This is a genomic window from Nonomuraea ceibae (assembly GCF_019396325.1).
In the GTDB taxonomy this organism is placed as follows: domain Bacteria; phylum Actinomycetota; class Actinomycetes; order Streptosporangiales; family Streptosporangiaceae; genus Nonomuraea; species Nonomuraea ceibae.
The window spans coordinates 45727-71220 of the sequence record NZ_JAHKRO010000042.1; the positions used below are offsets into that span (position 1 = coordinate 45727).

The 25494-nt window shown below is 71.5% G+C and carries 28 protein-coding genes; 14 read left to right on the forward strand and 14 right to left on the reverse strand.

What is annotated here, in order from left to right; all coding sequences use genetic code 11:
- Positions 1–41: 41 nt before the first annotated feature.
- Positions 42–488, reverse strand: a complete 447-nt coding sequence (locus KME80_RS24745) for an Lrp/AsnC family transcriptional regulator (protein ID WP_219508519.1) — start codon at positions 486–488, stop codon at positions 42–44.
- Positions 489–595: 107 nt separating this feature from the next.
- Here KME80_RS24745 and KME80_RS24750 point away from each other — a divergent pair, with 107 nt between their 5' ends.
- Complete coding sequence (locus KME80_RS24750; protein WP_219508520.1) at positions 596–4060, forward strand: indolepyruvate ferredoxin oxidoreductase family protein; 3465 nt, start codon at positions 596–598, stop codon at positions 4058–4060.
- The gene (locus KME80_RS24755) at positions 4057–5190 is read left to right on the forward strand and encodes an acyl-CoA dehydrogenase family protein (RefSeq protein WP_219508521.1); all 1134 of its coding nucleotides are present in this window, start codon (positions 4057–4059) and stop codon (positions 5188–5190) included. The genes KME80_RS24750 and KME80_RS24755 overlap by 4 nt, the downstream gene beginning before the upstream one ends.
- Before the next feature lie 252 nt (positions 5191–5442).
- Here the strand turns inward: KME80_RS24755 and KME80_RS24760 are convergent, their stop codons facing one another.
- The 4 genes from KME80_RS24760 to KME80_RS24775 all read right to left on the reverse strand — a co-directional run bounded on the left by KME80_RS24760 (position 5443) and on the right by KME80_RS24775 (position 7691).
- Positions 5443–5871 (reverse strand): hypothetical protein, encoded by a 429-nt coding sequence (locus tag KME80_RS24760; protein ID WP_219508522.1) that lies wholly within the window; start codon positions 5869–5871, stop codon positions 5443–5445.
- A 155-nt stretch (positions 5872–6026) separates the two neighbouring features.
- The gene (locus tag KME80_RS24765; RefSeq protein ID WP_219508523.1) at positions 6027–6293 is read right to left on the reverse strand and encodes a hypothetical protein; all 267 of its coding nucleotides are present in this window, start codon (positions 6291–6293) and stop codon (positions 6027–6029) included.
- Positions 6290–7243 carry a DUF6461 domain-containing protein gene (locus KME80_RS24770; RefSeq protein ID WP_219508524.1) on the reverse strand — a complete coding sequence of 318 codons (954 nt, stop codon included), beginning with the start codon at positions 7241–7243 and terminating at the stop codon, positions 6290–6292. The genes KME80_RS24765 and KME80_RS24770 overlap by 4 nt, the downstream gene beginning before the upstream one ends.
- A 28-nt stretch (positions 7244–7271) precedes the next feature.
- Positions 7272–7691 carry a hypothetical protein gene (locus KME80_RS24775; protein WP_219508525.1) on the reverse strand — a complete coding sequence of 140 codons (420 nt, stop codon included), beginning with the start codon at positions 7689–7691 and terminating at the stop codon, positions 7272–7274.
- 147 nt (positions 7692–7838) lie between these two features.
- Here KME80_RS24775 and KME80_RS24780 point away from each other — a divergent pair, with 147 nt between their 5' ends.
- A complete protein-coding gene (locus KME80_RS24780) occupies positions 7839–8177 on the forward strand; it encodes a hypothetical protein (RefSeq protein ID WP_219508526.1) in 339 nt (112 codons plus the stop codon).
- Positions 8178–8391: 214 nt separating this feature from the next.
- The gene (locus KME80_RS24785; RefSeq protein WP_219508527.1) at positions 8392–9048 is read left to right on the forward strand and encodes a hypothetical protein; all 657 of its coding nucleotides are present in this window, start codon (positions 8392–8394) and stop codon (positions 9046–9048) included.
- Here KME80_RS24785 and KME80_RS24790 read toward each other — a convergent pair.
- Genes KME80_RS24790 through KME80_RS24800 form a run of 3 tightly spaced genes read right to left on the reverse strand, consistent with a single transcriptional unit; the run spans position 8984 to position 10261 of the window.
- Positions 8984–9517, reverse strand: a complete 534-nt coding sequence (locus tag KME80_RS24790; protein ID WP_219508528.1) for an SRPBCC family protein — start codon at positions 9515–9517, stop codon at positions 8984–8986. The two genes, KME80_RS24785 and KME80_RS24790, sit on opposite strands and share 65 nt — an antisense overlap.
- A 2-nt stretch (positions 9518–9519) precedes the next feature.
- The gene (locus KME80_RS24795) at positions 9520–9834 is read right to left on the reverse strand and encodes an ArsR/SmtB family transcription factor (RefSeq protein ID WP_308125917.1); all 315 of its coding nucleotides are present in this window, start codon (positions 9832–9834) and stop codon (positions 9520–9522) included.
- Positions 9835–9871: 37 nt separating this feature from the next.
- Positions 9872–10261: a winged helix-turn-helix transcriptional regulator gene (locus tag KME80_RS24800; RefSeq protein WP_308125918.1), complete on the reverse strand. Its 390-nt coding sequence runs from the start codon at positions 10259–10261 to the stop codon at positions 9872–9874.
- 14 nt (positions 10262–10275) lie between these two features.
- Between KME80_RS24800 and KME80_RS51995 the strand changes: the two genes are divergently transcribed.
- Together KME80_RS51995 and KME80_RS24805 are read left to right on the forward strand one after the other, a co-directional pair.
- Positions 10276–10401, forward strand: coding sequence for a hypothetical protein (locus KME80_RS51995; RefSeq protein WP_281427154.1), 126 nt, complete (start codon positions 10276–10278; stop codon positions 10399–10401).
- A 12-nt stretch (positions 10402–10413) separates the two neighbouring features.
- A complete protein-coding gene (locus tag KME80_RS24805) occupies positions 10414–11220 on the forward strand; it encodes an NmrA family NAD(P)-binding protein (RefSeq protein ID WP_308125919.1) in 807 nt (268 codons plus the stop codon).
- 6 nt (positions 11221–11226) lie between these two features.
- On the opposite strand, the gene KME80_RS24810 is transcribed toward KME80_RS24805, so the two are convergent.
- Together KME80_RS24810 and KME80_RS24815 are read right to left on the reverse strand one after the other, a co-directional pair.
- Positions 11227–11931, reverse strand: coding sequence for a thermonuclease family protein (locus tag KME80_RS24810; protein WP_219508529.1), 705 nt, complete (start codon positions 11929–11931; stop codon positions 11227–11229).
- A 69-nt stretch (positions 11932–12000) separates the two neighbouring features.
- Complete coding sequence (locus KME80_RS24815; protein ID WP_246645737.1) at positions 12001–13191, reverse strand: acyl-CoA dehydrogenase family protein; 1191 nt, start codon at positions 13189–13191, stop codon at positions 12001–12003.
- Positions 13192–13225: 34 nt separating this feature from the next.
- On the opposite strand from KME80_RS24815, the gene KME80_RS24820 reads away from it, so the two are divergent.
- Both KME80_RS24820 and KME80_RS24825 read left to right on the forward strand, forming a co-directional pair.
- A complete protein-coding gene (locus KME80_RS24820; RefSeq protein ID WP_219508530.1) occupies positions 13226–14344 on the forward strand; it encodes a CaiB/BaiF CoA transferase family protein in 1119 nt (372 codons plus the stop codon).
- Positions 14341–14988: a GntR family transcriptional regulator gene (locus KME80_RS24825; protein ID WP_219508531.1), complete on the forward strand. Its 648-nt coding sequence runs from the start codon at positions 14341–14343 to the stop codon at positions 14986–14988. The genes KME80_RS24820 and KME80_RS24825 overlap by 4 nt, the downstream gene beginning before the upstream one ends.
- 16 nt (positions 14989–15004) lie before the next feature.
- Here KME80_RS24825 and KME80_RS24830 read toward each other — a convergent pair whose 3' ends face one another.
- The 3 genes from KME80_RS24830 to KME80_RS24840 all read right to left on the reverse strand — a co-directional run bounded on the left by KME80_RS24830 (position 15005) and on the right by KME80_RS24840 (position 17368).
- Positions 15005–15307 carry a 4a-hydroxytetrahydrobiopterin dehydratase gene (locus KME80_RS24830; RefSeq protein WP_219508532.1) on the reverse strand — a complete coding sequence of 101 codons (303 nt, stop codon included), beginning with the start codon at positions 15305–15307 and terminating at the stop codon, positions 15005–15007.
- 67 nt (positions 15308–15374) lie between these two features.
- Entirely contained in the window at positions 15375–16007 is a 633-nt protein-coding gene (locus tag KME80_RS24835) for a GOLPH3/VPS74 family protein (protein ID WP_219508533.1), read from the reverse strand.
- Entirely contained in the window at positions 16004–17368 is a 1365-nt protein-coding gene (locus tag KME80_RS24840; RefSeq protein ID WP_219508534.1) for an APC family permease, read from the reverse strand. Before KME80_RS24840 ends, KME80_RS24835 begins: the two co-directional genes overlap by 4 nt.
- A 139-nt stretch (positions 17369–17507) precedes the next feature.
- Between KME80_RS24840 and KME80_RS24845 the strand changes: the two genes are divergently transcribed.
- From KME80_RS24845 to KME80_RS24870, 6 genes are read left to right on the forward strand one after another with little or no spacing between them, the layout of a single operon-like run.
- Positions 17508–19532 (forward strand): M14 family zinc carboxypeptidase, encoded by a 2025-nt coding sequence (locus KME80_RS24845; protein ID WP_219508535.1) that lies wholly within the window; start codon positions 17508–17510, stop codon positions 19530–19532.
- A 60-nt stretch (positions 19533–19592) separates the two neighbouring features.
- Complete coding sequence (locus KME80_RS24850; protein WP_246645738.1) at positions 19593–20546, forward strand: STM4015 family protein; 954 nt, start codon at positions 19593–19595, stop codon at positions 20544–20546.
- A 2-nt stretch (positions 20547–20548) separates the two neighbouring features.
- Complete coding sequence (locus KME80_RS24855) at positions 20549–21589, forward strand: STM4014 family protein (protein WP_308125920.1); 1041 nt, start codon at positions 20549–20551, stop codon at positions 21587–21589.
- A complete protein-coding gene (locus tag KME80_RS24860) occupies positions 21582–22367 on the forward strand; it encodes an STM4013/SEN3800 family hydrolase (RefSeq protein WP_219508536.1) in 786 nt (261 codons plus the stop codon). The genes KME80_RS24855 and KME80_RS24860 overlap by 8 nt, the downstream gene beginning before the upstream one ends.
- A complete protein-coding gene (locus KME80_RS24865) occupies positions 22354–23619 on the forward strand; it encodes an STM4012 family radical SAM protein (RefSeq protein ID WP_219508537.1) in 1266 nt (421 codons plus the stop codon). The genes KME80_RS24860 and KME80_RS24865 overlap by 14 nt, the downstream gene beginning before the upstream one ends.
- A complete protein-coding gene (locus tag KME80_RS24870; RefSeq protein WP_219508538.1) occupies positions 23613–24464 on the forward strand; it encodes an STM4011 family radical SAM protein in 852 nt (283 codons plus the stop codon). The genes KME80_RS24865 and KME80_RS24870 overlap by 7 nt, the downstream gene beginning before the upstream one ends.
- Here KME80_RS24870 and KME80_RS24875 read toward each other — a convergent pair.
- Positions 24440–25494, reverse strand: a 1055-nt coding sequence (locus KME80_RS24875; protein WP_219508539.1) for a DUF6745 domain-containing protein, incomplete at its 5' end; no start/stop codon positions are given. The two genes, KME80_RS24870 and KME80_RS24875, sit on opposite strands and share 25 nt — an antisense overlap.

Sequence of the window (25494 nt, forward strand, 5' to 3'; positions counted from 1 at the left end):
ATTCCAGAATGGCATTCGGAAATCGCCTGGACAAGGGCCGCTCAGGCCAGCGCGTCGCGCGTCCACGAGCCGAGCACCAGGAGCGTCTTGGTGCCCGTCACGTCCCCCGCCCGGCGCAGCCGGTCGATGACCTGCTGCAGATGGCCGAGGTCGCGCACCCGGACGTGGATCAGCGCGTCGGGGTCGCCCGCGATCGTGAACACCGCCTGCACCTCCGGCACGTCCGTCGCCGTGCGGACGATCTCGCTGACCGGCGTCGTCCCCGGATACCGCAGCTCGGTGAACGCCTCGATGCCCCAGCCCAGCTTGGAGTAGTCGATCTGCACGCTGAACCCGGTGATCACGCCGAGCTCCCGCAGCCGGTCCACCCGCCGCTTCACCGCGGCCACCGACAGGCCGATCCGCTCGGCCATCTCCGAGAACGTCCGCCGGCCGTCCTCCCGCAGCAGCCGCAGCACCTGATGATCGATCTCGTCCACGACTGACATGCGCCAACCTCCTCCTGTGCGCAAAGAACATATGCATCCAGCGGCTTCCACTCCAACTATTTGCGTCTTCGGGCGGGTTTCTCCCCTGATACTTGCGCTCACCAGGGATGCGTTGCTGTGCTTGGGGTCCCCCACCGCACGACCGCCTGGAGGAACGCGTGAGTGTGTCCCTCGACGACAGATACGCCGCCGAGAGCGGCCGGGTGCTGATCTCCGGCATCCAGGCCCTGGTCCGCCTCACCCTGGAGCAGCGCCGCCTCGACACCGGACGCGGCCTCGACACCCGCGTCTTCGTCTCCGGCTACCAGGGCTCCCCGCTCGCCGGGGTCGACCTGGAGATGGCCCGCGCCCGGCGCTTCCTCGACGAGGCGGGCGTGGTGTTCCAGCCGGGCCTCAACGAGGAGCTGGCCGCCACCGCCGTCGCCGGCACCCAGCTCCTGCGCGAGCTCCCCGGCCGCCGCCACGCCGGGGTCACCGGCTTCTGGTACGGCAAGAACCCCGGCCTGGACCGGGCCGCCGACGCCATCCGGCACGGGAACGTGGCCGGCACCGCCGCGCTCGGCGGAGCCGTGGCCTGGATCGGCGACGACCCGGGCAGCAAGTCCTCCACCGTGCCCAGCTCGTGCGAGCCGATGTGCCAGAGCCTCGCCATGCCGCTGCTCGCCCCCGGCACCGTCGCCGAGATCATCGAGTTCGGCCTGCACGCCGTCGCGCTGTCGCGGGCCACCGGCCTGTGGACCGGCCTGAAGATCCTCGCCGACGTGGCCGACGCCTCCGCCACCGTGGACCTCGACAGCCTGCGCGCCGGCATCCCCGCCCCCGCACGCGCCGACGCCGGGCCGCCGCCGATCCTCGTCGGCCCCGCCTCGCTCGACGCCGAGCACGACATGCTCACCCGGCGGCTCGACCTGGCCCGCGCCTACGCCAAGGCGACCGGGCTGAACCGGGTCACCGCCTCCTCCTCGCGCGCCACGCTCGGCATCGTCGCCTCCGGCACCTCCTACCAGGTGGTGCTGCGCGCGCTGGCCGACCTCGGCGTGGGCGAGCAGGACCTCGAAGCGCTCGGCGTCCGGCTCGTCCGGCTCGGGATGCCGTACCCGCTGGAGGCCGCCGAGCTCGTCGCCATGACCGCCGACCTGGAGCGGGTGCTCGTGGTCGAGGACAAGGTGCCGTTCATCGAGGGCCAGCTCAAGCAGGCGCTGTACGGCGGCGAACGCACCCCGGTCGTCGTCGGGCGCACCGACGAGACCGGCCGCGAGCTGCTCACCGCGCGCGGCACCCTCGGCGCGGAGGCCGTCGCCTCGGCCGTCGCCGCGTGCCTCGGCCCCGACCGGCTGCCGCGGGCCACCGCGGCCCCCGCCGCGGCTCCTCCCAAGCGGCGGCCCCTGCTGCCCGTCGTGGCGGCGCGGACGCCGTACTTCTGCTCCGGCTGCCCGCACAACACCTCCACCCGCGCCTCCGACGACACGCTGGTCGGCGTCGGCATCGGCTGCCACGCGATGATCGCGCTGGACGGCAACGGGCGCGGCCACCAGGTCGGCATCACCCAGATGGGCGGCGAGGGCGCCCAGTGGATCGGCCTGGCGCCGTTCACCGAGGACCGCCACTTCGTCCAGAACCTCGGCGACGGCACCTTCCACCACTCCGGCTCCCTCGCCATCAGGGCCGCCGTCGCCGCCGGAGTGACGATCACGTACAAACTCCTCTACAACGACGCCGTCGCCATGACCGGCGGCCAGCGCGCCGAGGGCCGCCTGGACGTGCCCGCGCTGACGCGGGCGCTCGCCGTCGAAGGGGTACGGCGCGTCGTCGTCACCACCCCCGAGCCCGAGACGTACAGGAACATCACGCTCGACCCGATCGCCACCGTCAGGCACCGCGACGACCTACCGGACGTGGAACGGGAGCTCGCCGCGCTCGACGGGGTGACCGTGCTGATCCACGACGACCGGTGCGCGGCCGAGGAACGGCGGCTGCGCAAGCGCGGCAAACTGCCCGTCGCCGTCGAGAAGGTCGTCGTCAACGAGCGCGTCTGCGAAGGATGCGGCGACTGCGGGGAGGTGTCCACCTGCCTGTCGGTTCAGCCGGTGGAGACCGAGTTCGGGCGCAAGACGCGCATCCACCAGCCGTCCTGCAACTCCGACCTGAGCTGCCTCAAGGGCGACTGCCCGTCGTTCCTGCTGGTCAAGCCGGGAACCAAGCGCGCACGCCCGGTGCCGCAGCCACCCGCCACGCTGCCCGAGCCCGTGACGCGGTTCGCCGGCCGGTCCGTGCTGATCAGGATGCCCGGCATCGGCGGCACCGGCGTCGTCACCGTCTCGCAGATCCTGCAGATGGCCGCCCACCTCGACGGCCTGCACGCCGCCGGGCTGGAGCAGACCGGCCTCGCGCAGAAGGGCGGGCCGGTCGTCAGCGACGTCCGCATCTCCCCGCACCCGATCACCGGCTCCGTACGCGCCGCGAACGGCACCGCCGACGTGCTGATCGGCTTCGACCTGCTCGGCGCCGCCGCCGACGCCAACCTGGCCGTCGCCACGCCCGACCGCACCATCGCCGTGATCAACACCACCGTCGTGCCCACCGCCGCCATGGTCACCGGCCGAGACCGGCTCGGCTCCGCCGACGGCGCGCTCGCCCGCGTCGAATCCGCCACCCGGCAGGCCGACAACCTGTACGTGGACGCGCACGGCCTGTCCGAATCCCTCTTCGACGACCACATGCCCGCCAACATGGTGCTCATCGGCGCCGCCTACCAGCACGGCTGCATCCCCGTCTCGGCCGACGCCATCGAACAGGCCATCCGGCTCAACAAGGCCGCCGTCGAGCAGAACCTGGCCGCCTTCCGCTGGGGCCGCGCCACGGTCGTCGATCCCCCCACCGCCCCCGACGCCGCCGAACCGAGCCTCGACGAGGTGCTGGCCGTCCGCGTCGCCGACCTGACCGGCTACCAGAACGCCACCTACGCCCGCACGTACGCCGACGAGGTCCGCCGCCTGACCGCCCGCGCCGTCGAACGCGCCGGCGAGGAGGCCGGCGCCCGCATCGGCCTCGCCTACGCCCGCGGCCTGCACAAACTCATGGCCTACAAGGACGAGTACGAGGTCGCCCGCCTCCACCTCGACCCCGCCGAACGGGCCAGACGCGAACAGGAGTACGGCCCCGACGCCGTCGTCTCCGTGCTCCTCCACCCGCCGCTGCTGCGCGCCCTCGGCATGAAGCGCAAGATCCGCCTGACGCGCACCGCCGCCCCCGTCTTCCACGGCCTGCGCGCCGCCCGCCTGCTGCGCGGCACCGCCCTCGACGTCTTCGGCTACGCCCGCGTCCGCCGGGTCGAACGGGAGCTGGTCACCGAATACCGTGATCTCATGCGAGACGCGCTCACCCGGCTCACCCCCGCCACCGCCGACGCCGTCGCCGAACTGGCCGCGTTGCCGGAGGTCATCCGCGGGTACGAGGACATCAAGCTCGCCCGCGTCGCCGAGTTCCGCGAGCGGGCGGCCAAGGCACTCGCCCAGCTGCCCGCCCCGGCCGTCTCGTCCTCGCCGACCGCCTCCACCCGGGAGATGCCGTGACCGTTGACCGCCTGCTGCCGGACCAGGACGCCCGCGACCTCATCGACCTCACCCGCGACATCGCCGACAAGGAGCTCACCCGCCGCGTCGACGAACACGAGCGCGCCGAGACCTACCCCGAAGGGCTGTTCGCGACCCTCGGCGAGGCCGGGCTGCTCGGCCTGCCCTACCCCGAGGAGTACGGCGGCGGCGGCCAGCCGTACGAGGTCTACCTCCAGGTCATCGAGGAGCTCGCCGCCCGCTGGGCCGCCGTCGCCGTCGCCACCAGCGTCCACACGCTGGCCTGCTTCCCCGTCTTCACCTACGGCACGCCCGAACAGCGCGAACGCTGGCTCCCCGAGATGCTCGCCGGGCGGCTCATCGGCGGCTACAGCCTGTCGGAGCCCCAGGCCGGCTCCGACGCCGGCGCCCTCACCTGCCGCGCCGACCGCGTCGAAGGCGGCTACCGCGTCACCGGCAACAAAGCCTGGATCACCCACGGCGGCATCGCCGACTTCTACGCCCTCTTCGCCCGCACCAGCGACCGCAGCATCTCCTGCTTCCTCGCCCCCGGCGCCGCCGACGGACTCACGTTCGGCCGCCCCGAGGAGAAAATGGGCCTGCACGCCATCCCCACCACCAGCGCCCACTGGGACGGCGCCTTCCTGGAGGACGACCGCCTCCTCGGCGAGGAAGGACAGGGGCTGCAGATCGCCTTCAGCGCCCTCGACTCCGGCCGCCTCGGCATCGCCGCCTGCGCCACCGGCCTCGCCCAGGCCGCCCTCGACGAGGCCGTCGCCTACGCCAAGGAACGCCAGACCTTCGGCAAGAAGATCATCGACCACCAGGGGCTCGGCTTCCTGCTCGCCGACATGGCCGCCGGGGTCGACTGCGCCCGCGCCGCCTACCTGGACGCCGCCCGCCGCCGCGACGCCGGCCTCCCGTACAGCCGCCAGGCCTCGGTGGCCAAGCTGGTGGCCACCGACACGGCGATGAAGGTGACGACGGACGCGGTCCAGGTCTTCGGCGGGTACGGGTACACGCGTGAGTTCCGGGTCGAGCGATACATGCGCGAGGCCAAGATCATGCAAATCTTCGAGGGGACGAACCAGATCCAGCGGCTGGTGATCAGCAGGCACTTGGCCAAGTAGAGGGCTGACGTGCGAGAACTCCGCAGTCGGTCGTCGATGGCCTTGCGGGCTCGGTCGTGGGAGCCGGGCATCATGTGGGCGTAGACGCGGAGGGCCGGCGTGGCCGAGGTATTCGGCGAGTTCTCGGACTGAGACGCCGCCTGCCAGCATGACGCTGCCGTAGTAGTGGCAGAGCTGGTGTAGCGCCTGCGCTGTCGAGGGTCCTTGTCCGGAGGTGGGATGAAGGGCAGATTGTGCGTGCTTGGCCGGCCTCTACTTCGCGTGTACGGTCACCGCTGCTCGCGACGCGTGAAAGAGCAAGCGCAGTATGAAGGTGTCCAAGGTGAACATGTCGGTGCCGTCCCAGTCGAACTGCCCGACCTGCCCTGGTGGGACCTCAGGGTTGGCGGCAACACAGTCATGGCCCTCTTGGTCCTCGATCCATTCGACGAGGCGGACGTCTTCGAACCGGAAGAGCACGACAGGCGTCTTCGACAGTTCAGGTGGAGTCCACTCCGGGTCATAGACGAACTCCAGTTCCAACGTCGGCGGCCTGCCGGGCCTGTAGGTCAGGCGCCTGAAGTCGGTGTCGTGAAGGTAGACATGGGCACCGTCCTTGGTCCAGAACTCGTACGGTCCCCCTCGGGACGTGATGCCACGGTCCTTGTCCTTGGACACGCCGGCGAACTCGGTCACTGACATGAGGAACATAGTCCTACGGAACGGAACGATCGCGTAGGCCCCAGCAAAGTGGTGACAGCTACATCCCCTCACAGGGACTCACTACGACCACCGTTCACCACCCTCTGACCACGGTCTCCGCTGAAAGCGGACGGTCGGGCTGGATGCCGAGGAAGTCATCTCCGCATGAAGGGGGCGTCGTAGGCAGGCGGTCGGCCGTTCATCAACTCGGTCAGGTCTTCATCAGTGAGTTCAAGCTCGAAGGCGTTGCCTGCTTGCCGCGGATCCCAGCCGTGACCGAGCGCCGTGCGTATGGTCGCCGTCACGAGCGCCGGCCGTATGGCCATCGTGCGTTCTCCCCACCACGCGTCCGGCCGTGAGCAGGGCAGCGACACCAGGAGCACGCGACCCGAGCCGTCGACCAATTGCACCGCGAACGTCATCGGGCCCCAGCTGTTCCCCTGGCAGTACGTGGGCTTACGACGGACGCGCCATCGGAATGAAGTGCCGTCGACGCTGATGAGCCGCGAGCCCTTCTTCGGGATCGCCATGAAGCAATCTCCTGCCCTGTTCCGTGGGATGGCCAAGAACAGAGAGAAACGACGGAAGCCGGTCGCAACCGTAACTCCTGCTCAGGCCCTTGGTCGACAGGTTCCCACAGGTGGGTGGACGGAGCGTCGGAGATCACGGAAATCGTCGAAGGTGCGAGAACCAAGCCTGCCGGTGTTGAGAAATGCCGCTCTATTGTCGGGAGTAGGGCGCGACCCCACATAGGTAGACCGACTGCTCCAGCAGTTCTGGCGTCACCTTGACCCCGGGTCAGGTACTCGGCCATCGCGAAGAACGACTCACTGCTGTGGTCGTCGTCGAATCCGACGTGCCGCCCGATCTCGCTGAATTCCTCTTCCCATGTGTTGTAGGACTCGATGTCGGAGAAGCTTGGCTCCAAGGCCAGGCGCTCCTGGCCGTCTTCCATCCAGAGGAAGTCTTCCTGTCCGTTGACATTGCGGAAATGAGACACCAGCCGGGTGCCCGCTGACAATCGTCCGGCGACGCCGGGCATGACGCCCATGAAGCCGTTGGGTTCGACGACGAACGCCCAGTCGTCGACGAGTGTGACCCCGAAGAAGTGGCTATATCCGGTGCGGGGTCTACCGAGGTCGGAAAACGCTGCCTTGATCAGGCCCTTGAGCCCCACGGGCGGAAAGCGTTCGGCACCGGTCCGGGCCAGGACCTGCTCAGGTGTCAGCCCACGGACGAGGGTGAAACAGTATGCCTCCCGGAGGTCGGTGTACGCGTCGTACACGAATCGGTTGTAGGTGAACCAGGCATAGTCAGCGGCAGTCGCGATCACGCCGACATGCTGCCAGTCGGTAATGACAGAACCGGTCACCGGTGGCTACCCGTCGTGCCGTGGAGGATCAGAAAGTGAGCTCGCCGGTGCGGAGCAGCACCCATGCTTCTTCGTGCCATTCGGAGCGGTCGCCTGCCGGCGGCAATTCGACACCCGCGCATCCGGCAGGGGCGGCGAACTGCTGCCGGAGCTGTTCCATGAGCTGTTCAGCCAGCCTGAGCGTTTGCGGCAGGTCGTCCGGGGCGTCGACGCTGAGACCGAGGACGGTCGCTCCGTCACGGGTGAACGTGATGCTCGCCTGGTAGTGGTCACGGGCCTTGAGATAGAGCGTGGAAACGTCGTCCGCGCCGCCTTGGGTGTGAGCTCGGATGAGGGTGTGGAGCCGCTCGTCATCATCGGCCGCTTTGACGTAGCTCTCGATGCATCGCCCCTGGACCTCGGAGCTGCACTCTGGCAGCCAGACGTAGACGTCGAGACACGGCGGCATGAGCCCAGCGTAGAGGCCGGAAATTGGGGACTTATTGTCCCAATTGACCAATGCGGTAAGTAATGCTTGCCCCCTGTCGTGATCCACTGCAAGCTGACCAAGGCGTCACTTCCCATCGGACCTCCTCAGGCAGAAGGGGACCACCGCATGAAGTTACGGCACGTGATCATCGCCTCGACCCTCGCTCTCCCGACCGCTCTCACCCTCGCCCTGGCCACGGCCCCGGCGCAGGCCGTGACGTGTTCCCGGGGCTGGGGAACTGACCTGCACTCCGCCTGGATCGACTGTGACAACGGGAACACGACAGGAACCTTCCGGCTGAAGGTGCAGGTCTGCGCCAGCACCGGATGCGCCTGGCGCTACGGCCCGTGGAAGTACTACCAGGGCGGCGGCGCGTCGACCTACTCCGACATGGGCACGTGGGTGAACACGAGCAGCATCACCTACGAGCCCGGCCCGGCCGGCGGCTTCGCGCCCGTCGACTGACCGGCCGTGGTGATCCGACTCGGGGCTGCGTGCGGCGCGGGGAAGGGTCACCACGAGGCTTCGGCCAGGAACTCCGACAAACACGGCGGGCGGTGGGCGGGGTCGGGTCAGTATGATCGCGGCAGACTGTCTCGCATACCCCCCCCAGGTAGGACCTTCTGTGCGATACGTGCCGCCTCCTCCGCCTGTCATCGGGCCGCAGGACTGGTCGTTCATGTGTGGGCTGCTGGCTGTCAGGACGGCGGACGAGCTGGCGTCGCGGCCGTTCGTGCCGAGTCCGGCGCGGCTGGAGCCGGGGGAGCGGGCGCTGCTCGTGGCTCCGGCGCAGCGGCACCTGTGGAAGCCGCAGAGCCCGGTCGCGTACCGGCGGAGCAACATGTTCGCCTTCGGGTCGCTGTCGTTCGTGATCGCGGCGCATGCGGTCAACGAGGCGGCCAACGCGCTGCGGAAGAGCAAGGCGGTGGCGGAGGCGCAGGGGCAGTGGGCGGTCGACGGGGCGGGGCCGTTGACCGTTACCACGCAGGGCGCCCATTTCACGCATCCCGATATGTGGGCGCATTTCGCGTGGGGGCGGGCCGAGTTCTGCGACATGGACGCCGCCGACCTGTTCCAGATTCACATGGTCGACGACGTGACGGGGAACCGGATCGGGTTGCGGTTCCGGACCATCTGGGCGCCGTTGGTGTTCGTGCTCACGGCGTTGTCGTCCCAGCCCGGGCATCCGCGGCTGCATGACCGGTCGTGGGTGCCGCCGCATGTCGCGCACATCCATCCGGAGATCCCCGCGCTGGTGGCCGACGCGGCGCTCAGGCTGGCCACGGGGCAGGGGGCGTTCCTGGAGCGGAATCGGTATCGGGGGCTGCACGGGTAGAGGATGCCGGGGTCGCCGAGGGTTCGGCGGTGAGGTGGGAGTGCAGGGAGTCGAGCATGGCGTGCCAGCCGGTGCGGTAGTCGGCCGCCGGCTCGCGGCGCACCGGGCGGTGCAGCAGCACGAGGCGGGTGCCGTCGCCGTCGGGGGCGAGCTCCCAGCGCACCCGTGACTCGGGTTCGCCCGGCCAGAGCCAGGTGTGCTCGACGAGCCGGCCTGGCTCGACCGCGAGGACCGCGCCCTCCGCCCGGCCCTCGTCGCCGAAGTCGAAGGTCACCGTGCTGCCGGGCTCCGGCCGGAGGGTCACGCCGGGAAGCCATTCGCCCTGCTGGGCGGGGTCGGTCAGGGCGGACCAGACCCGGGCCGGCGGGTGCGGCAGGCGGCGCTCGAACCGGATCTGCCACTCGCCGTCCGGCCCGAGGCCGAGGGTGCCGCGCCGGTCGTCCGGGGCGGGGGCGGTGTCGTCGTGCATGGTCAGGTGTCCTCCAGCCGGTCGAGGTGGCGTTCGAGGGAGTCGAGGCGGCCGGCCCAGTTGCTCCTGGTGCGCTCGATCCAGGCGCCCGCCTCCTCCAACGGGCCCGGGTCCAGCCGGTAGAGGCGGCGCTGCGCCTCGTTCCGGTACGTGACGAGCCCGGCCTCACGCAGCACCCGCAGGTGCTTGGACACGGCCGGGCGGCTGGTCTCGAACTCCCCGGCCAGCTCGCCGGCCGTACGCTCGCGCTCGGCCACCAGCTCCAGCAGCCTGCGCCGGACCGGGTCGGCCAGCGCCTCGAACACTCCCGTTCTCACCCGTCTTTTGTACCCTACGGGTTACGTAACCCGCAAGTTACGCAAGCCGGTCCCAGTCGTCACGCGCGGCGGCGATTGCGTCCTTGTGGTCGCGGGACCAGTCGGCCAGCGCCGACACCATGCCCGCCAGGCTCGCGCCCATCTCGGTCAGCCGGTAGTCGGTGCGCGGCGGGATGGTCGGGTAGACGGTCCGCTCGACCAGGCCGTCACGGCACAGCCGCTTGGTGGTCACCGTCAGCATCCGCTGGGAGATGCCGGGGATGGCCCGCTCCAGCTCGCGGAAGCGGCGCGTGCCCTTGGCCAGCTCGACCAGCACCAGCACCGTCCACCGGTCGCCGAGCCGGTCGAGCACGTCGCGGATCCCGCAGTCGTCGTCGCCGCACGGGCCGCTGACCTGCGGGCTTATCGCGGTGTTCGTGGCTGACACGAAAGTGCCTCCTTATGGGCCTGCCGTCCGGTGTGGATGAATCTGCACCACATGTCAACAGCAAGGAGCAGCAGATGATTCTCGTCACCGGTGTCTCCGGCGGTCTCGGCGGCCTGATCCACCGCGGCCTCACCGGCTAGGACGGTATCGAGGTGGTCGGCGGCACCCGCGCGGGTGACGGGGTGAGCGCGCGCCGGATCGACTTCGACGACCCGGCGTCGCTCGCCGACGGGTTCCGCGGCGCGCACGTCCTTGTGTTCGTCTCGGCTGGCTACGCCGAGGACGACGTCGTGCTCGCCCGCCACGGCGCCGTGGCCGATGCGGCCGAGGCCGCGGGCGTCCGGCACGTCGTCTACACCAGCCTGGCGGCCTCCGGCGACCTGATGACGATCGCGCTGCCGCACCGCTGGACCGAGTCACGCCTGGCCGCGGCCCCGTTCGACGTGACGATCCTGCGCAACGGCCTCTACGGCGAGGTCCCCGTCGGACTGGCCGCCACCGCCGCCGCGTCCGCCGGGCAGAGCGGCGTGTTCGCCGCGCCGTTCGGGGCCGGCAAGGTGTCGGTCGTCGCCAAGGAGGACCTGGCCGACGTCGCCGTACGGGTCGCCGCCGACATCCACCGGGACCTCGCCGCGGGCCGCCCCAGCCGCCACGCGGGCAGGACGTACGAGCTGGAAGGCGTCGAGGCGATCGGCGGGCAGGACATCGCGGACGTGCTGGGCGAGGTGCTCGGCCGGCCGGTCGGCTACCGGCCGGTCCCGCTGTCGGCGATGCGGGAGCTGCTCGCCGGGAGCGGCCTGGAGCCCTACCAGGTCACGCACACGCTCTCGCTGTTCTCCAACCTCAACGCCGGCTTCCTCCAGGCCCGCCGCACCGACCTGCCCGCCCTCCTGCCTGCCGCCCCGCGCCCGATCCGCGGCCGCATCACCCGGGCCGTCCAGGAAACGCTCGCCGGCTGAGCCGGTTCAGCGCTCGCAGACCACGCCGTCGCCGTCGCGGTCCTGGTACCAGGCGTACTCGGGGTCCTGGCCCCGGTAGTACGGGCCGTAGCCGGCGCGGTTGGCGTCGCCGCAGGTGCGGAACCGCGGATCGGTGCGGGTGTCCGGCTGCGGCTTGGTCGGGGCCGGAGTCGGGGTGGGCGTGGGCGTGGGGGAGGCGCCGGTCCGGTCGCACGTGCCGGACCAGATGCGCAGCCGCTCCCGCTGGGCCTTCTTCTGCTCGGCGCGCATGACCTTGATGTAGCGGTCGTTGGGCCGGTAGAGGACCGCCCTGCCGTAGCCGTAGCGGACGAGGTTGCGGTTGACGTGTACGCCCTTGGCGTTCCACACGTAGTAGAGCCAGCGGCCGTACCGGTCCTTGGGGTCCTTGTCGGCCACGAGGTAGGCGACCTTGCCGAGGGGCAGCAGCGTGGCCGTCCTCGACGTGGCGGTCTTCGACCAGCACTGGCCGCGTTCGGGGGTGTCGACCTCCAGGAGGCGGACGCGGAGCTTGGTGGCGCCGCGCGTGACGTCGATCGTGTCCCCGTCCACGATCTTCACCACGCGTACGGACACCGCGCCCCCGGGCACCCCCTTGGGCGCGCTCCCGGCGTCCGCCGGCACGGCGACGACCGCCGGGAACACCGCCGAGGCGGCGAGAAGGGCTGCGGCTGATAAGTGGACGCGCATCATGCGTCTCCAGCAGATAGAGGGATCTAACTGCCTATAGACGCCTATGGGACGGAGGCGGTGTACGCGGCTCTAGTGGAAGGCGGGCAGGCCGGTGAGGGCCTTGCCGAGGACGAGGGTGTGGATCTCCGAGGTGCCCTCGTAGGTGAGCACCGATTCCAGGTTGACCGCGTGCCTGATGACCGGGTACTCCAGCGTGATGCCGCTCGCGCCGAGGATCGTGCGGCAGGTGCGGGCGATGTCCAGGGCCTCGCGCACGTTGTTGAGCTTGCCGGCGCTGATCTGTTCGGGGGTGATGGCGCCGGCTTCCTTGAGGCGGCCGAGGTGGAGGGCGAGGAGCAGGCCCTTGCCGAGCTCCAGGGTCATGTCGGCGAGCTTCTCCTGGGTGAGCTGGTAGGAGGCGAGCGGACGGGCGAACACCTCGCGGGAGCCGGCGTAGTCCAGGGCGGTCTCCAGGCAGTCGAGCGCCGCGCCCATCGCGCCGAACACGATGCCGTACCGGGCCTCGTTGAGGCAGCCGAGCGGGCCGGACAGGCCGCGCGCGCCGGGCAGCATGGCGTCGGCGGGCAGGCGTACGTCGTCGAGGACGAGCTCGCTGGTGATGCTGGCGCGCAGGGACACCTTCCGCTTCAGGTCGTGGGCGGTGAAGCCGGGGGTGCCCGCCGGGACGAGGAAGCCGCGGACGCCGTCGTCGGTCCGCGCCCAGACGACGGCGACGTCGGACACGGAGCCGTTGGTGATCCACATCTTGGCGCCGTTGAGCACCCAGTCGGAGCCGTCGCGCCTGGCGGTGGTGCGCATGCCGCCGGGGTCGGAGCCGAAGTCGGGCTCGGTCAGGCCGAAGCAGCCGATGCGCTCGCCGGCGGCCATCGGGGGCAGCCATTCGCGCTTGTGCTCCTCGCTGCCGTACTTCCAGATGGCGTACATGGCGAGCGAGCCCTGCACTGAGACGAGGCTGCGCAGGCCGGAGTCGGCGGCCTCCAGCTCCAGGCAGGCCAGCCCGTACGAGACGGCGCCCAGCCCGGCGCAGCCGTAGCCGTCGAGGTGCATGCCGAGGACGCCGACCGAGCCGAGGGTGCGGGCCAGTTCGCGGGCGGGCAGCTCGCCGGTGTCGAACCATTCGGCGATGTGCGGGCGGATCTCCTTGTCGCAGACCTGGCGCACGGCTTTGCGGATGTCGCGTTCCTCGTCGGTGAGGAGGCCGTCGATGGCGAACAGCGTCGAGGGATGCACGGCGAAGCCCTTCCTGTATTTTGGATCCAAAATCCAAATATGTCACAGGAAGAGGGGCGTAGCCATGGGCGGGGCGTTGAACGGGCTGCTGATCGCCGACTTCAGCCGGGTCCTGGCCGGGCCGTACGCCACGATGCTGCTCGCCGACCTCGGCGCGGACGTGGTCAAGGTCGAGCGGCCCGGCGGCGGGGACGACACCCGCTCGTGGGGGCCGCCGCACGACGCCGACGGGGTGGCGACCTATTACCTGGCCGTCAACCGCAACAAGCGCTCGATCGCCCTCGATCTGCGCGACCCCGCCGGCCTGGAGGTGGCCACGGCGCTGGCCGCGCGCGCCGACGTACTCGTGGAGAACTTCCGGCCGGGCACGATGGACCGACTCGGCCTCGGCTACGACAGGCTGCGCGGGCTCAACCCGGGGCTGGTCTACTGCTCGGTGACCGGGTTCGGCACCGGCAAGGGCGCCGAGCTGCCGGGCTACGACCTGATCGCGCAGGCCGTGGGCGGGCTGATGAGCGTCACCGGCGAGCCTGACGGGCCGGGCACGAAGGCGGGCGTCGCGCTGGTCGACGTGATCACCGGGCTGCACGCGGCGCTCGGCGTGCTGGCCGCGCTCCGCCACCGCGACGCCACCGGGCAGGGGCAGCGGGTGACGGTGTCGCTGCTGTCGTCGCTGCTGTCCGCGCTGACCAACCACGCCTCCGCGTACGCCGCCGCCGGGGTGGTGCCGAAGGCCATGGGCAACCGGCATCCGAGCATCGTGCCGTACGAGGTGTTCCGGGCGGCCGACAGGCCGATCGTCATCGCGGCGGGCAACGACCGGCAGTTCCGGGCGCTGTGCGGGGTGCTGGAGCGGCCCGACCTGGCGGCCGACGAGCGGTTCGGCACGAACGCCGGCCGGGTGGCACACCGCGAGGAGCTGGTCGCCGAGCTGAACGCGACGCTGGCCACGCGGGGCGCCGACGACTGGTTCGCCGCGCTGACGCCCGCCGGGGTGCCGTGCGGGCCGATCAACGACCTGGCCGAGGCCTTCGCGCTCGCCGCCGAGCTGGGGCTGGAGCCGCTGGCGGACGGGCAGGTGGCCAACCCGATCGGCCTGGACGTGACGCCGCCCGCCTACCGGCTGGACCCGCCCGAGCTGGGCCGGGACGAGCAGTGGGTCCGTGGGATATTGGGCCAATGACCTCTCGCCGGCCGCCCACGGCTCAGCAGTTCGTCCTGGAGGAGCTCAGGCGGGCCATCACCACCGGCCGCCTGCGGCCGGGCGAGCCGATCCGGCAGGAGGTGCTGGCCGACGAGCTCGACGTGAGCCGCGTCCCGCTGCGCGAGGCGCTCAAGACGCTGCAGGGCGAGGGCCTGGTCGGCCATCGGGCGCACCGGGGCTACTACGTCGAGCAGCTCTCGCTCGACGACCTGCGCGAGGTCTATCTCATCCGCGACCTGCTGGAGGCCGAGGCCGTCCGGCGAGCGGTCGGGCGGCTCACCGACGCCGGGCTGGCGGCGGCCGAGGCGGCGCAGGCCGAGGTCGAGCGGGCCGCCGAGGCCGCCGACGTGCTGGCCATGGCCGAGGCCAACCGGCGCTTCCACATGGCGATCTTCGAGTGCGCGGGGCTGCCGCGCCTGGTGCGGCTGATCAGGACGCTGTGGGACTCGACCGACGCCTACCGCTCGGTCTACTACGCCGAGGAGGCCAACCGGCGGCGGGTCATCGAGGAGCACCGGGCCACGCTCGACCTGCTGCGCCGCCGCGACGCCGAGGGCGCGGTGGCGCTGCTGGCCGGGCACCGGGCCGCCGCGGTCGAGGCGATCGAGTCGGTGCTCGGGTGAGCTGACCGGGCGGGCGTCAGCCCCGGTCGCGGGCCGCGCCGTCGACGACCTGGTCGATGTGCGCGGCCAGCTCGACGTCCTTGGCGGTCACCCCGCCCGCGCTGTGGGTCGACAGGCGGAAGCGGATGCCGGAGTCGGTGCGCTCGATCTCCGGATGGTGGTCCAGCGCCTCGGCCTCGTTCGTCACCGCCTGGCGCAGCCAGTCGAAGTTGTCAGGCGTGATCGGGATGTCCCTGGTCAGCGCCGTGCCGTCGCGGCGCCAGCCCTCCAGGCCCGCCAGCGCCGTGTCGATCTCCTCGTCCGTCAGGAGCTCGGCCATGGTGTCCCCCCGTGTCGGTTGCCGTACACGTACCACGGGGAGAGCCGTTGACACCTGCGGCCGGGGGTCACCTGTAGACGGCGACGGCGGCTTCCTGCACGAGCGTGTCGACCATGCCGACCAGCTCCTTGACCAGCGGCGAGTGGCCGGTGGCGAGGGCGCGCAGCCGTTCGTTGAGCGACGGCAGGCCGAGGTAGAGCGCGGCCTCGATCTGGAGCACGGCCACCAGGCCGCACAGCGCGGCGCTGCGCGCGTCGGGGCTCTTGCGGCCCTCGGCCGCCGACCGCACCCCGGCGGAGGCCCGTACCAGCAGGGCGATGTCGGCGGGCTCGTGGCGGACGTAGGGCAGCATGCCCAGGCGGCGGCGGGTCACCGGCACCAGCAGGCCCGCGGCGGTCAGCGCGTCGCGGGTGCGGTCGTACACGTTCTCGGCCAGGCTCCTGACCCAGTACGGCGGGTCGTGGCCGATGCGGTCGGCGGCGATCACGTTCAGGAGGTCGTCGGCCACCGCGTCGCCGGCGGCGGCCCGGCCGGTGACGGCGGCCGAGCCCGCGGCGACGCTCACGTGCTCGGCGAGCACCAGGTCGATCAGCACCGCCCCGGCCAGCGCCAGTGACGTCGCCGACCGGTGGGCCAGCGGCTTGCCCGACTTGTCGTGCGCGATCAGGAACAGGTCGTGGTGGAGCGGCTGCCGGGTCACGCCGGCTCCTTGACCGAATCGCGCAGCGTGGGACGGCGCCCCATGGCGTACAGGATCGCCAGCACGACCGCGCCGACGCCGAGCCAGACGAGGCCCACCATCTGGGCGAGGATGTTGGCGTTGATCACCACGAAGACCAGGATCGCCATGCCGATGAGCGGCGCGGCCAGGTGGGCCCAGCGGTTGGCCGACTTCAGGCGGACCGTGTAGTGCACGACGACGGAGACGTGCAGGACGATGAAGGCGACCAGCGCGCCCATGTTGATCAGGCTGGTGAGCAGGTCGACGCCGCCGTCGACGGTCGACATCCACAGCCCGATGCCGACCGACAGCACCGACACGAGCAGGATGGCGTTGGCGGGCACCGAGTTGCGCACCGAGATGCGGGCCAGGAACGCCGGGAGCTGCCGGTCGCGGGCCATCGCGTACAGCAGGCGCGAGACCGCGACCTGGGCGACCAGGGTGTTGGCCACACCCCAGGAGATCGCGGTGGCGGTGGTGGTGAGATGCCGCAGCCATTCGCCCCCCGCGATGGCCGCCGCGTCGTAGAAGGCGGTGTCGGAGTTGAGCGGTTCGGGCGCGAGCAGGGCGGCCACCCACACCTGGGTGATGAACAGCACGCCCGCCAGGACGAGCGCCAGCCGCATCGCCCGGCCCACCTGCTCCGAACCGCCGGTCGACTCCTCGACCAGCATGCTGATGCCGTCGAAGCCGAGGAACGACAGCACGGCCACCGACACGGCGGCGAACACGATCGGCCAGGAGAAGGTCTCGGGGTTGAACAGCGGGGTCAGGCTGAACCCGCGGCCCGCCCCGTTGAGCAGCGCCCAGAGCCCGGCCAGCAGGAACAGGGCCAGCACGGCCAGCTCGGCGACGATCATCACCTTGGTGAGCTTGATCGTCATGCGGATGCCGCGCAGGTTGATCACCGTGTTGACCGTCACGAAGATGATCAGCCAGGCCCACACGGGCACCGCCGGGATGCTGGCGTTCATGGCGATGGACGCGATCAGGTAGAGCAGGCTCGGCGCGAGCAGGTAGTCGAGCAGGATCGCCCAGCCCGTCATGAACCCGACAGGCGCCGCGATGCCGCGCCCGGCGTAGTTGTAGACCGATCCAGAAAGCGGGAACGCCTTGACCATCTGGGCGTACGAGTTCGCGGTGAACAGCAACGCGATGATGCCGACGAGGTATACCAATACCGGCATACCACCTGAACGCTCATAGACCAGGCCGAAGATCGCGAATGGCGCGATGGGCACCATGAAGATCAGGCCATAGAACACCAGATCGGTCAGGCCGACCCCGCGGCGTAACTCCTGGCGGTAGCCGAACCGGCCGATGCTCTCCTGTGAGTCCACGACGGCGCTCCAAAAACGGCGGGGGGTTGATTGGGAGATCCTTCCGCAGGTCGCCGGAGCGTCGCAAGGTGTGAGTCTTGCCGGTTCGTCCTTGTCGGCTTTCAATGATCCTCATACGGGTGATCCCCAGGAGGAGCCGATGCGAGCCCTACGGGCAGCCGCAGTTGTCCTGACCGTCGTTCTCACCACGTTCGTGACGGCCGAACCGTCCATCCCGGCGGTCGCCGGGCCCACCGACCCCGAGCCCGTCTCGCTGGTCACACTCTCCGTTCCGGACCGCGCGGCGATGGACCGGCTGGTCGCGGCCGGAGCCGACCTCACCGAGCGGGTGCGGCCCCAGGCCGACGGCAGCATCCAGGTCGACGCGGTGGTGACGCCGACCCAGCTCGCGGCGCTCCGGCCGCTCGGCGCGACCCTGGCCACGGGCACGCCGGCCCCCAAGCCGGCCGCCACCGCCACCGCACGGGACCAGATCGTCATCGAGCGGGCCGTCTGGTTCAAGTCCCGCGACGGCTACTTCCTGTCGGTCGAGGCGTCCAGCAGCGCCGGCGGCGCGGCAGCGCTCACCGCCACCTGGAAGGGCAGGCGCGGCGCGACCGGCGAGGTCGCCATGGCGCCCTACCTCGACGCGGGCGCGTACCTGGGACACCAGTTCGCCACCCCGGCGCCGGTGGACACCCGGCCCGACTGGGTCACGGTCACCTCGGCGACCGGCGGCACCGCGCAGGCCCGCGTCAGCGAGTGGCCCGACGGCGAGCGCCCCGACCGCACCGGTCACCGCTACCAGAAGGACTTCATCACCCAGTACATGCCGCCCGCGCAGCTCAACGAGCGCATCAAGGCCCTGCACCGCAGCTTCCCCCGGCTCACCGACATCGTCGAGCTGCCGCACCTGACCAACGGCTACCGCCGCCACGCCCAGGCGCTGCTCGGCGCCGTCCCCGGTTCCGCCGTCGTCGTCACCTCACGCGCGTACGGGTCCGAAGGCGGCAACGACCTGGCCGTCGAGCTCGTCGACCCGGGAGCGCCCGACCGCGCGCTCGACGTGAGCGTGGACGGCAAGCGCGTCACGGTCAGCCTGGCCACCGACGGCTCCGGGACGCCCACCAGCACCGCCGCCCAGGTGGCCGCCGCGCTCGACGCCACCCCCGGGCTGCGCGCCTCCACCTACAGGGGCGACCCGGGCGCTGGGGTCATGGCGCCGGTGGCGCTCACCCAGCTCAGCGACTTCCTCAAGGCGCCCGCCGACGTCTCCCGCAAGCCCGCCAGGGTGCTCGCGCTGCGCATCGGCGTGCACCGCGACGGCTCGCGCACCGGCGTCCTGGCCTACGCCCAGGAGCACGCCAGGGAGTGGGTGACGCCGCTCGTCACCATCGAGGCCGCCGAGCGGCTGCTGCGCAACTACGCGCGCGACCCGGCCACCCGCAAGCTGCTCCAGCGCACCGACGTGTTCATCGTGCCGACCGTCAACCCCGACGGCGCCAACTACAGCTTCTACGACTTCAACTCCCAGCGTAAGAACATGACCAACCACTGCCCCGCCCAGCAGGCCGACCCGGCGCAGCGCAACACCTGGGGCGTGGACGTCAACCGCAACTACGCGGCCGGGTCGCTGCACGACGGTTACTTCGGCGCCTCCGCCAACTGCCAGAGCGGCACCTACGCGGGTCCGGCCGAGCACTCCGAGCCGGAGAGCCGCAACGTCATCTGGCTCGCGCAGAAGTACCGCAACATCAAGTTCGCCATGAACGTGCACAGCTACGGCGGCTACTTCATGTGGCCGCCCGGCGCGTACAAGCTCGACGGCCGCGTCACGCTGCCCCGCCCGACCGCCCAGGAGGAGGCGTACTTCCTGCGCTCGGCCCGCACGATCGAGGAGGCCATCGCTGCCGAGCGCGGCACCGTCACCTGGCCGCAGCAGACCGGCCCGGTGACCGACGTGCTCTACTCGGCCGCCGGCAACTCGGCCGACGAGCTCTGGTACGACTTCGGCATCTACGGCTGGGACTTCGAGGTCGGCAGCGACCTGTGGAACCCGGAGACGCGGAGATGGGAGGGCGTCGGCTTCCAGCCGCCGTTCAGCGAGGGTCACCAGGAGGCGATGGAGTTCGCCTCGGGCCTGATCTCGCTGATCGGGGTGGCGGCCGATTACCGGGAGCGGTGATTGTCGGCTCGATCTGGTAGGACAGGACTCGCCAATCCCCCCAGGCGAGGACATCCTGCCATGATCGAGTACGACCCCGCGCTCGGCTACACGCTGTCCTACATGGACATGTACGCCGGGCTGCCTGTCGCCCACCCTCCGCGGGACGGCCAGTCCCCGCCGGAGGGTGAGGTGGCCTGGCGGCTCCAAGCGGTCACCTGGCCCGGCGACGAGCGGACGCGCATGTCGCAGGTCATCGACGCCTTCGTCGAGTCCGTCGACCCGGCGCGGGTCACGGCGCTGGTGATCGGGGCCTGGGAGGAGTGCTACGAGACGAGCTCGGCGTCGGTCGTGGAGCGCCTGGTCGCGCACGCGCCCCGGCTGACCGGGCTGCGCTCGCTGTTCGTCGGCGACATCGAGTCCGAGGAGGCCGAGATCTCCTGGATCCAGCAGTCCGACATGACGCCGCTGCTGGAGGCGTTCCCCAGGTTGGAGCGGTTGGAGGTGCGGGGCGGCGCCGAGCTGGAGCTGTCGCCGGTGCGGCACGAGGCGCTGCGGGTGTTGCGGTTCGAGACCGGCGGGCTGCCGGCCGCCGTGGTCAGGGCCGTGGGGGCGTCGGATTTGCCCGCGCTGGAGCATCTGGAGCTGTGGCTGGGCGTGGAGGAGTACGGCGGCGACGCCACGGTGGCCGACCTGGCGCCGATCCTGTCGGGGGAGCGGCTGCCCGCGCTGCGGCACCTGGGGTTGCAGGACAGCGAGATCCAGGACGAGATCGCCGCCGCGATCGCGTCCGCGCCCGTCGTGGCCCGGCTGGAGTCGCTGGCCCTGTCGCTGGGCGTGCTGCGCGACGAGGGCGCCGAAGCGCTGCTCAGCGGGCAGCCGCTCACCCATCTGCGCAAGCTTGACCTGCACCACCACTACCTGACCGAGCCCATGATGAAGCGGATCACCGCCGCCCTGCCCGGCGTCGAGGTGGACCTGACCGGCATGGAGCAGTCCGACCGAGGCTGGACCTTCGTCGCGGTCAGCGAGTGAGCGTGGAGTTCGCGGTCGTCGGGACCCCCGGTGATCGGCGGGTGACGATGTTCGGGGCCGCGGTGACCGCCCGCGGCCTGGCCGAGCCGTACGTGATCCCGTGGCGTGACGTGCTCGCCGGGCGGGAGCTGCGCGCGCCCGCGAAGGCGCTGCTGCGGATCGACTCGCCGGGCGAGGACGCCGAGGCCGACGCGCTGCTGCGCGGGCCCGGCGACCCGGCGCGGGTGGGCGGCGGCGCGGCCTGGTACGAGGCCTTCACCGCCGGGCTGGCGCGCGTCGCGGCAGTCCCCGGGGTCCGGCTGCTGGGCGACGTGGCGGAGATCGGCGTGCTGTTCGACAAGCGGCGCTGCCACGCGGTGCTGGAGGCGGCCGGGGTGCCGGTGCCGCCCGGCTTCACCGCCTCGTCGTACGGGGAACTGCGCGAGCTCATGGCCGTACGCGGCTGGAAGAGGGTGTTCGTCAAGCCCGCCCACGGCTCGTCGTCGTCGGGCGTGATCGCGTTCCAGGCGCATGCCGGGCGGGTCAAGGCCGTCACGTCGGCCGCCCGGACCGGCGGCGCGTACCTGAACTCGCTGCGGGTGCGCACCTACGAGGACGAGGCGGACGTGCGGCGGCTCGTCGACTTCCTGGCCCCCGACGGGCTGCACGTCGAGCGGTGGTTCCCCAAGGCGTCAGTGGGCGGGAGGGCGTTCGACCTGCGGGTGGTCACGGTGGCGGGGAAGCCGACGCACGCGGTGGTGCGGTCCGGGCGCTGGCCGATGACCAACCTGCACCTCGGCGGCGAGCGCGGCGACCTGGAGCCGCTGCGGGCGCGCACGGCGCTGTGGGAGCGGGTGCTCGACACGTGCGCGCGGGCGGCGGCCTGCTTCCCCGGCACCCTCAGCACCGGGGTCGACCTGATGGTGGGCGCCGACTGGCGGACGGTCGCGGTGGCGGAGGTCAACGCGTTCGGCGACCTGCTGCCGGGGCTGGGCGACCTGGCGGGAAACGGCCGCGACACCTACGCCGAGCAGGTCAGGGCGGTGCTCGATGGACATGCGTGAGATCGTCGGCAGCCACGACATCCTGCTGATCACGCTCGACACGCTGCGTTACGACGTGGCCGACGAGCTGGCCAGGGCCGGGCGGCTGCGCAACCTGCTGCCCGGCGGCGCCCGGTGGGAGCGGCGGCACAGCCCCGGCAGCTTCACCTACGCCTCGCACGCCGCCTTCTTCGCCGGGTTCCTGCCGACGCCCGTGACGCCGGGGCCGCATCCCCGGCTGTTCGCGGCCACGTTCCCGGGCAGCGAGACCACGGGCGACGGCACGTGGGTGTTCGACGCGCCCGACCTGCCCGCCGGGCTGGCGGCGGCCGGGTACCACACGGTGTGCGTCGGGGGCGTGGGCTTCTTCAACAAGCGGACGCCGCTCGGGTCGGCGCTGCCGGGGCTGTTCGCGGAGAGCCACTGGGAGCCGGAGTTCGGGGTGACGGATCCGCGGTCGCTGGAGCACCAGATCGACCGCGTGGGCGACATTCTGCGAAATATCAGGACCCGGGTGTTCCTGTTCCTCAACGTGTCGGCCCTCCACCAGCCCAACCACTTCTACCTGCCCGGCGCCACCGCCGACTCGCGCGACACCCACGCCGCCGCGCTCGCGTACGTGGACCGCCACATCGGCAGGCTCTACGACCTCATGCCCCGCCCCACGCTGGTGATCGTCTGCTCCGACCACGGCACGGCGTACGGCGAGGACGGCCACGTCGGCCACCGGATCGGCCACGAAGTCGTGTGGACCGTCCCGTACACGCAGTTCATCCTGGAGCCCCATGCGCCCGTATGAGGGATACGTCTACGCGTACCCGCACAAGACCGCCTACCGCCCCCTCGACCCCCGCCCCGCGCTGGCCGACGTGTGGGCCGGCGAACGGCCCGGCGCCCTGTACGTGCACATCCCGTTCTGCGAGATGCGGTGCGGCTTCTGCAACCTGTTCACCCGGACCGGCGCCCCCGAGAACCTGGTCACCGCCTACCTCGACGCCCTCGAACGTCAGGCCGTCCAGACCGCCGGCGCCCTGGAGACCAGCGCGTTCACCACGGCCGCGTTCGGCGGCGGCACCCCCACCTACCTCAGCGCCCGCGAGCTGACCAGGCTCTTCGACCTGACCGAACGGGCCATGTCCGTCGACCTGGGCGCGATCCCGCTGTCCGTCGAGACCTCGCCCGCCACCGCCACCCCCGACCGCCTCGCCGTCCTCGCCGAACGCGGCGCCACCCGCGTCTCCATCGGCGTGCAGAGCTTCGTCGACGCCGAGGCCCGCGCCGCCGTCCGGCCGCAGAAACGCGCCGAGGTCGACGCGGCGCTCGACGCCATCCGCGCCAGCGCCGTCCCCGTCCTCAACCTCGACCTCATCTACGGCATCGACGGCCAGACCCCCGCCTCCTGGCTCCACTCCCTGGACACCGCCCTCACCTGGAAGCCCGAGGAGATCTACCTCTACCCGCTGTACGTCCGGCCGCTCACCGGGCTCGGCAAGCAGGGCCGCGCCTGGGACGACCAGCGGCTGGAGCTCTACCGACTCGGCCGCGACCGGCTCGCCGACGCCGGCTACGAGCAGGTGTCGATGCGGATGTTCCGGCTGCCCGGCACCGCCAACGCCACCGAATACTGCTGCCAGACCGACGGCATGGTGGGCCTGGGCTGCGGCGCCCGCTCCTACACCGGCGACCTGCACTACTCCTTCGAGTACGCGGTCGGCGCCCGCCAGGTGCGCGCGATCATCGACGACTACGTGAGCCGCGACGACTTCGGCCACGCCAACGTCGGCTTCACGCTCACCCCCGGCGAACGCAGGCGGCGGCACCTCATCCAGTCGCTGCTGCAGGCCGGCGGCCTGGACCGCGACCTCTACCGGGAGCGGTTCGGCGCCGATGCGCTCGACGACTTCCCGCTGGCGGAGTTCCGGCAGTGGCTCGTGATCGAGCCCGACGTGATCAAACTGACGGCCGAGGGCCTGGCCTGGTCCGACGCCATCGGGCCCGCCCTGTTCTCGCCGCAGGTCAGAGCCCTCATGGACGGCTACGACGCATGCTGACCATCCTGTACCGAGGGCCGCTGGCGAGCTGCGACTACGACTGCGCCTACTGCCCCTTCGCCAAGCGGCGCGACACGCCCGAACAGTTGCGCGCCGACCGCGCCGCGCTCGAACGCTTCGCCGCCTGGGTGGCCCGGCAGGACTTCGACGTGGCCATCCTGTTCACGCCCTGGGGCGAAGGGCTCGTCAGGTCCTGGTATCGGAAGGCGCTCGTCGAGCTGTCATGGCTGCCGAACGTCCGCCGCGTCGCCATCCAGACCAACCTGAGCTGCCGCACCGGCTGGCTCGCCGACGCCTCCGACCGGGCCGCCCTCTGGGTCACCTACCACCCCACCCAGGTGCCCTACGACCGGTTCCTCGCCAAGCTCCGATCACTGACCGTGCGGCACAGCGTCGGCATCGTCGGCGACCCGGCGCACCTCGCCGACGCCCGGCGGCTGCGCGCCGACCTGCCTCCCGAGACGTACCTGTGGGTCAACGCCGAGGAAGGCCGCCTCTACACCGACGCCGAAGCCGCCGACTGGACGGCCCTCGACCCGCTCTTCCACCACAGCCGCTTCCCGCACCCCAGCCGCGGGCTGCCCTGCCGCACCGGCGACAGCGTCGTGTCCGTCAACGGCGACGGCGACGTGCGGCGCTGCCACTTCGTCGCCGAACCGCTCGGCAACCTCTACGACGGCAGCTACGCGCCCCAGCTGCGGCCGCGCGCCTGCCCGGCCGCCGCCTGCGACTGCCACATCGGCTACGTGCACCTGGAACCGCTCGGGCTCTACGAGGTGTTCGGCGACGGGGTGCTGGAACGCATCCCGGCCGCCTGGCCTCAGGTCTCGCGCTCCGGCCGGTAGCTCTCCTCGTTCACGCCGAACGTCCAGGCCACCCCCTCACGCGCCCGCCGCACCCACGGCGGCACCCGCAGGAAGTACGTACGCCGGGTGCCGTCGGGCTCGGGCGTGGAGTTGACCACCTCCACCATCGCGACCGGCTCGTCACCCGGCAGCTCGATCCGCCACAGGACGCCCGTCTCGTCCGAATGCTCCGGCCGCGCCCCCGACTCGGCCAGATAGCGGTCGACGCCGAAGTGCTCCAGCATGACGCGGCGCAGCTCGGCGTTGGACTCCTCACGGATGCGCGCCGGGGTCAGGTCCGTCATCGTGAACCCCGCGGGCACCGGCATGCCGTGCCAGGCATGTAGGGCGAACCCGTCGGACCACACCAACGCCGGGCCGTCCGCCGCGTGCAGGCGGCCCAGCTCGTCGAGGTGCAGCTCGGCGGGGCGGGCGCTGACGATCGCCACCCGCTCGTACGGCCACCACCAGCTCGCGCACCGGGCGACCCGCTCCAGCCCGTCGAGCCCCTCGAAGGCCGACAGCCAGGGGGCGTCATGCTGCCCGAGCACCGCATCGAGCGTCACCCGCCGCAACTCCTCCCCGACCTGCTGGCTGCCGTCCGCGGCGGCGGTGTCGCTTCCGGCGGTGACCTCGGTGGTGGCGGCTTCGGCGATGGCGCGGCGGACGTCGGCGACCAGGCGGCTCACCTGCGGCCACAGCCTGCCGCCGGTCTCCTCCCACCGGGCCGCCCAACCCGCCGGGCCCAGCTCGGCCGAGAGCGCGGCCCTGGCCCGCTCCCACGGCAGGGTCCGCACCTCATGCCGCACCGACCGCCCCGCCACCACCCCGACCGGCAACCCCGCAAGCACACCCGCCCCCTCCGAGGACTCCGCCCTGGCCGGGGTTTCCGGCCCACCCACAGCCTGGCCTTCGGGGGTTTCAGGCGCGGTCCGGGCGGATTCCTGGAGGTTCGGGGCGGCGGGCCGGGGGCGGGTGGGGGGGTCGGCGGTGGGCCAGGCGGTGGCGCGGGCGCCGGCGGGCGGCGAGG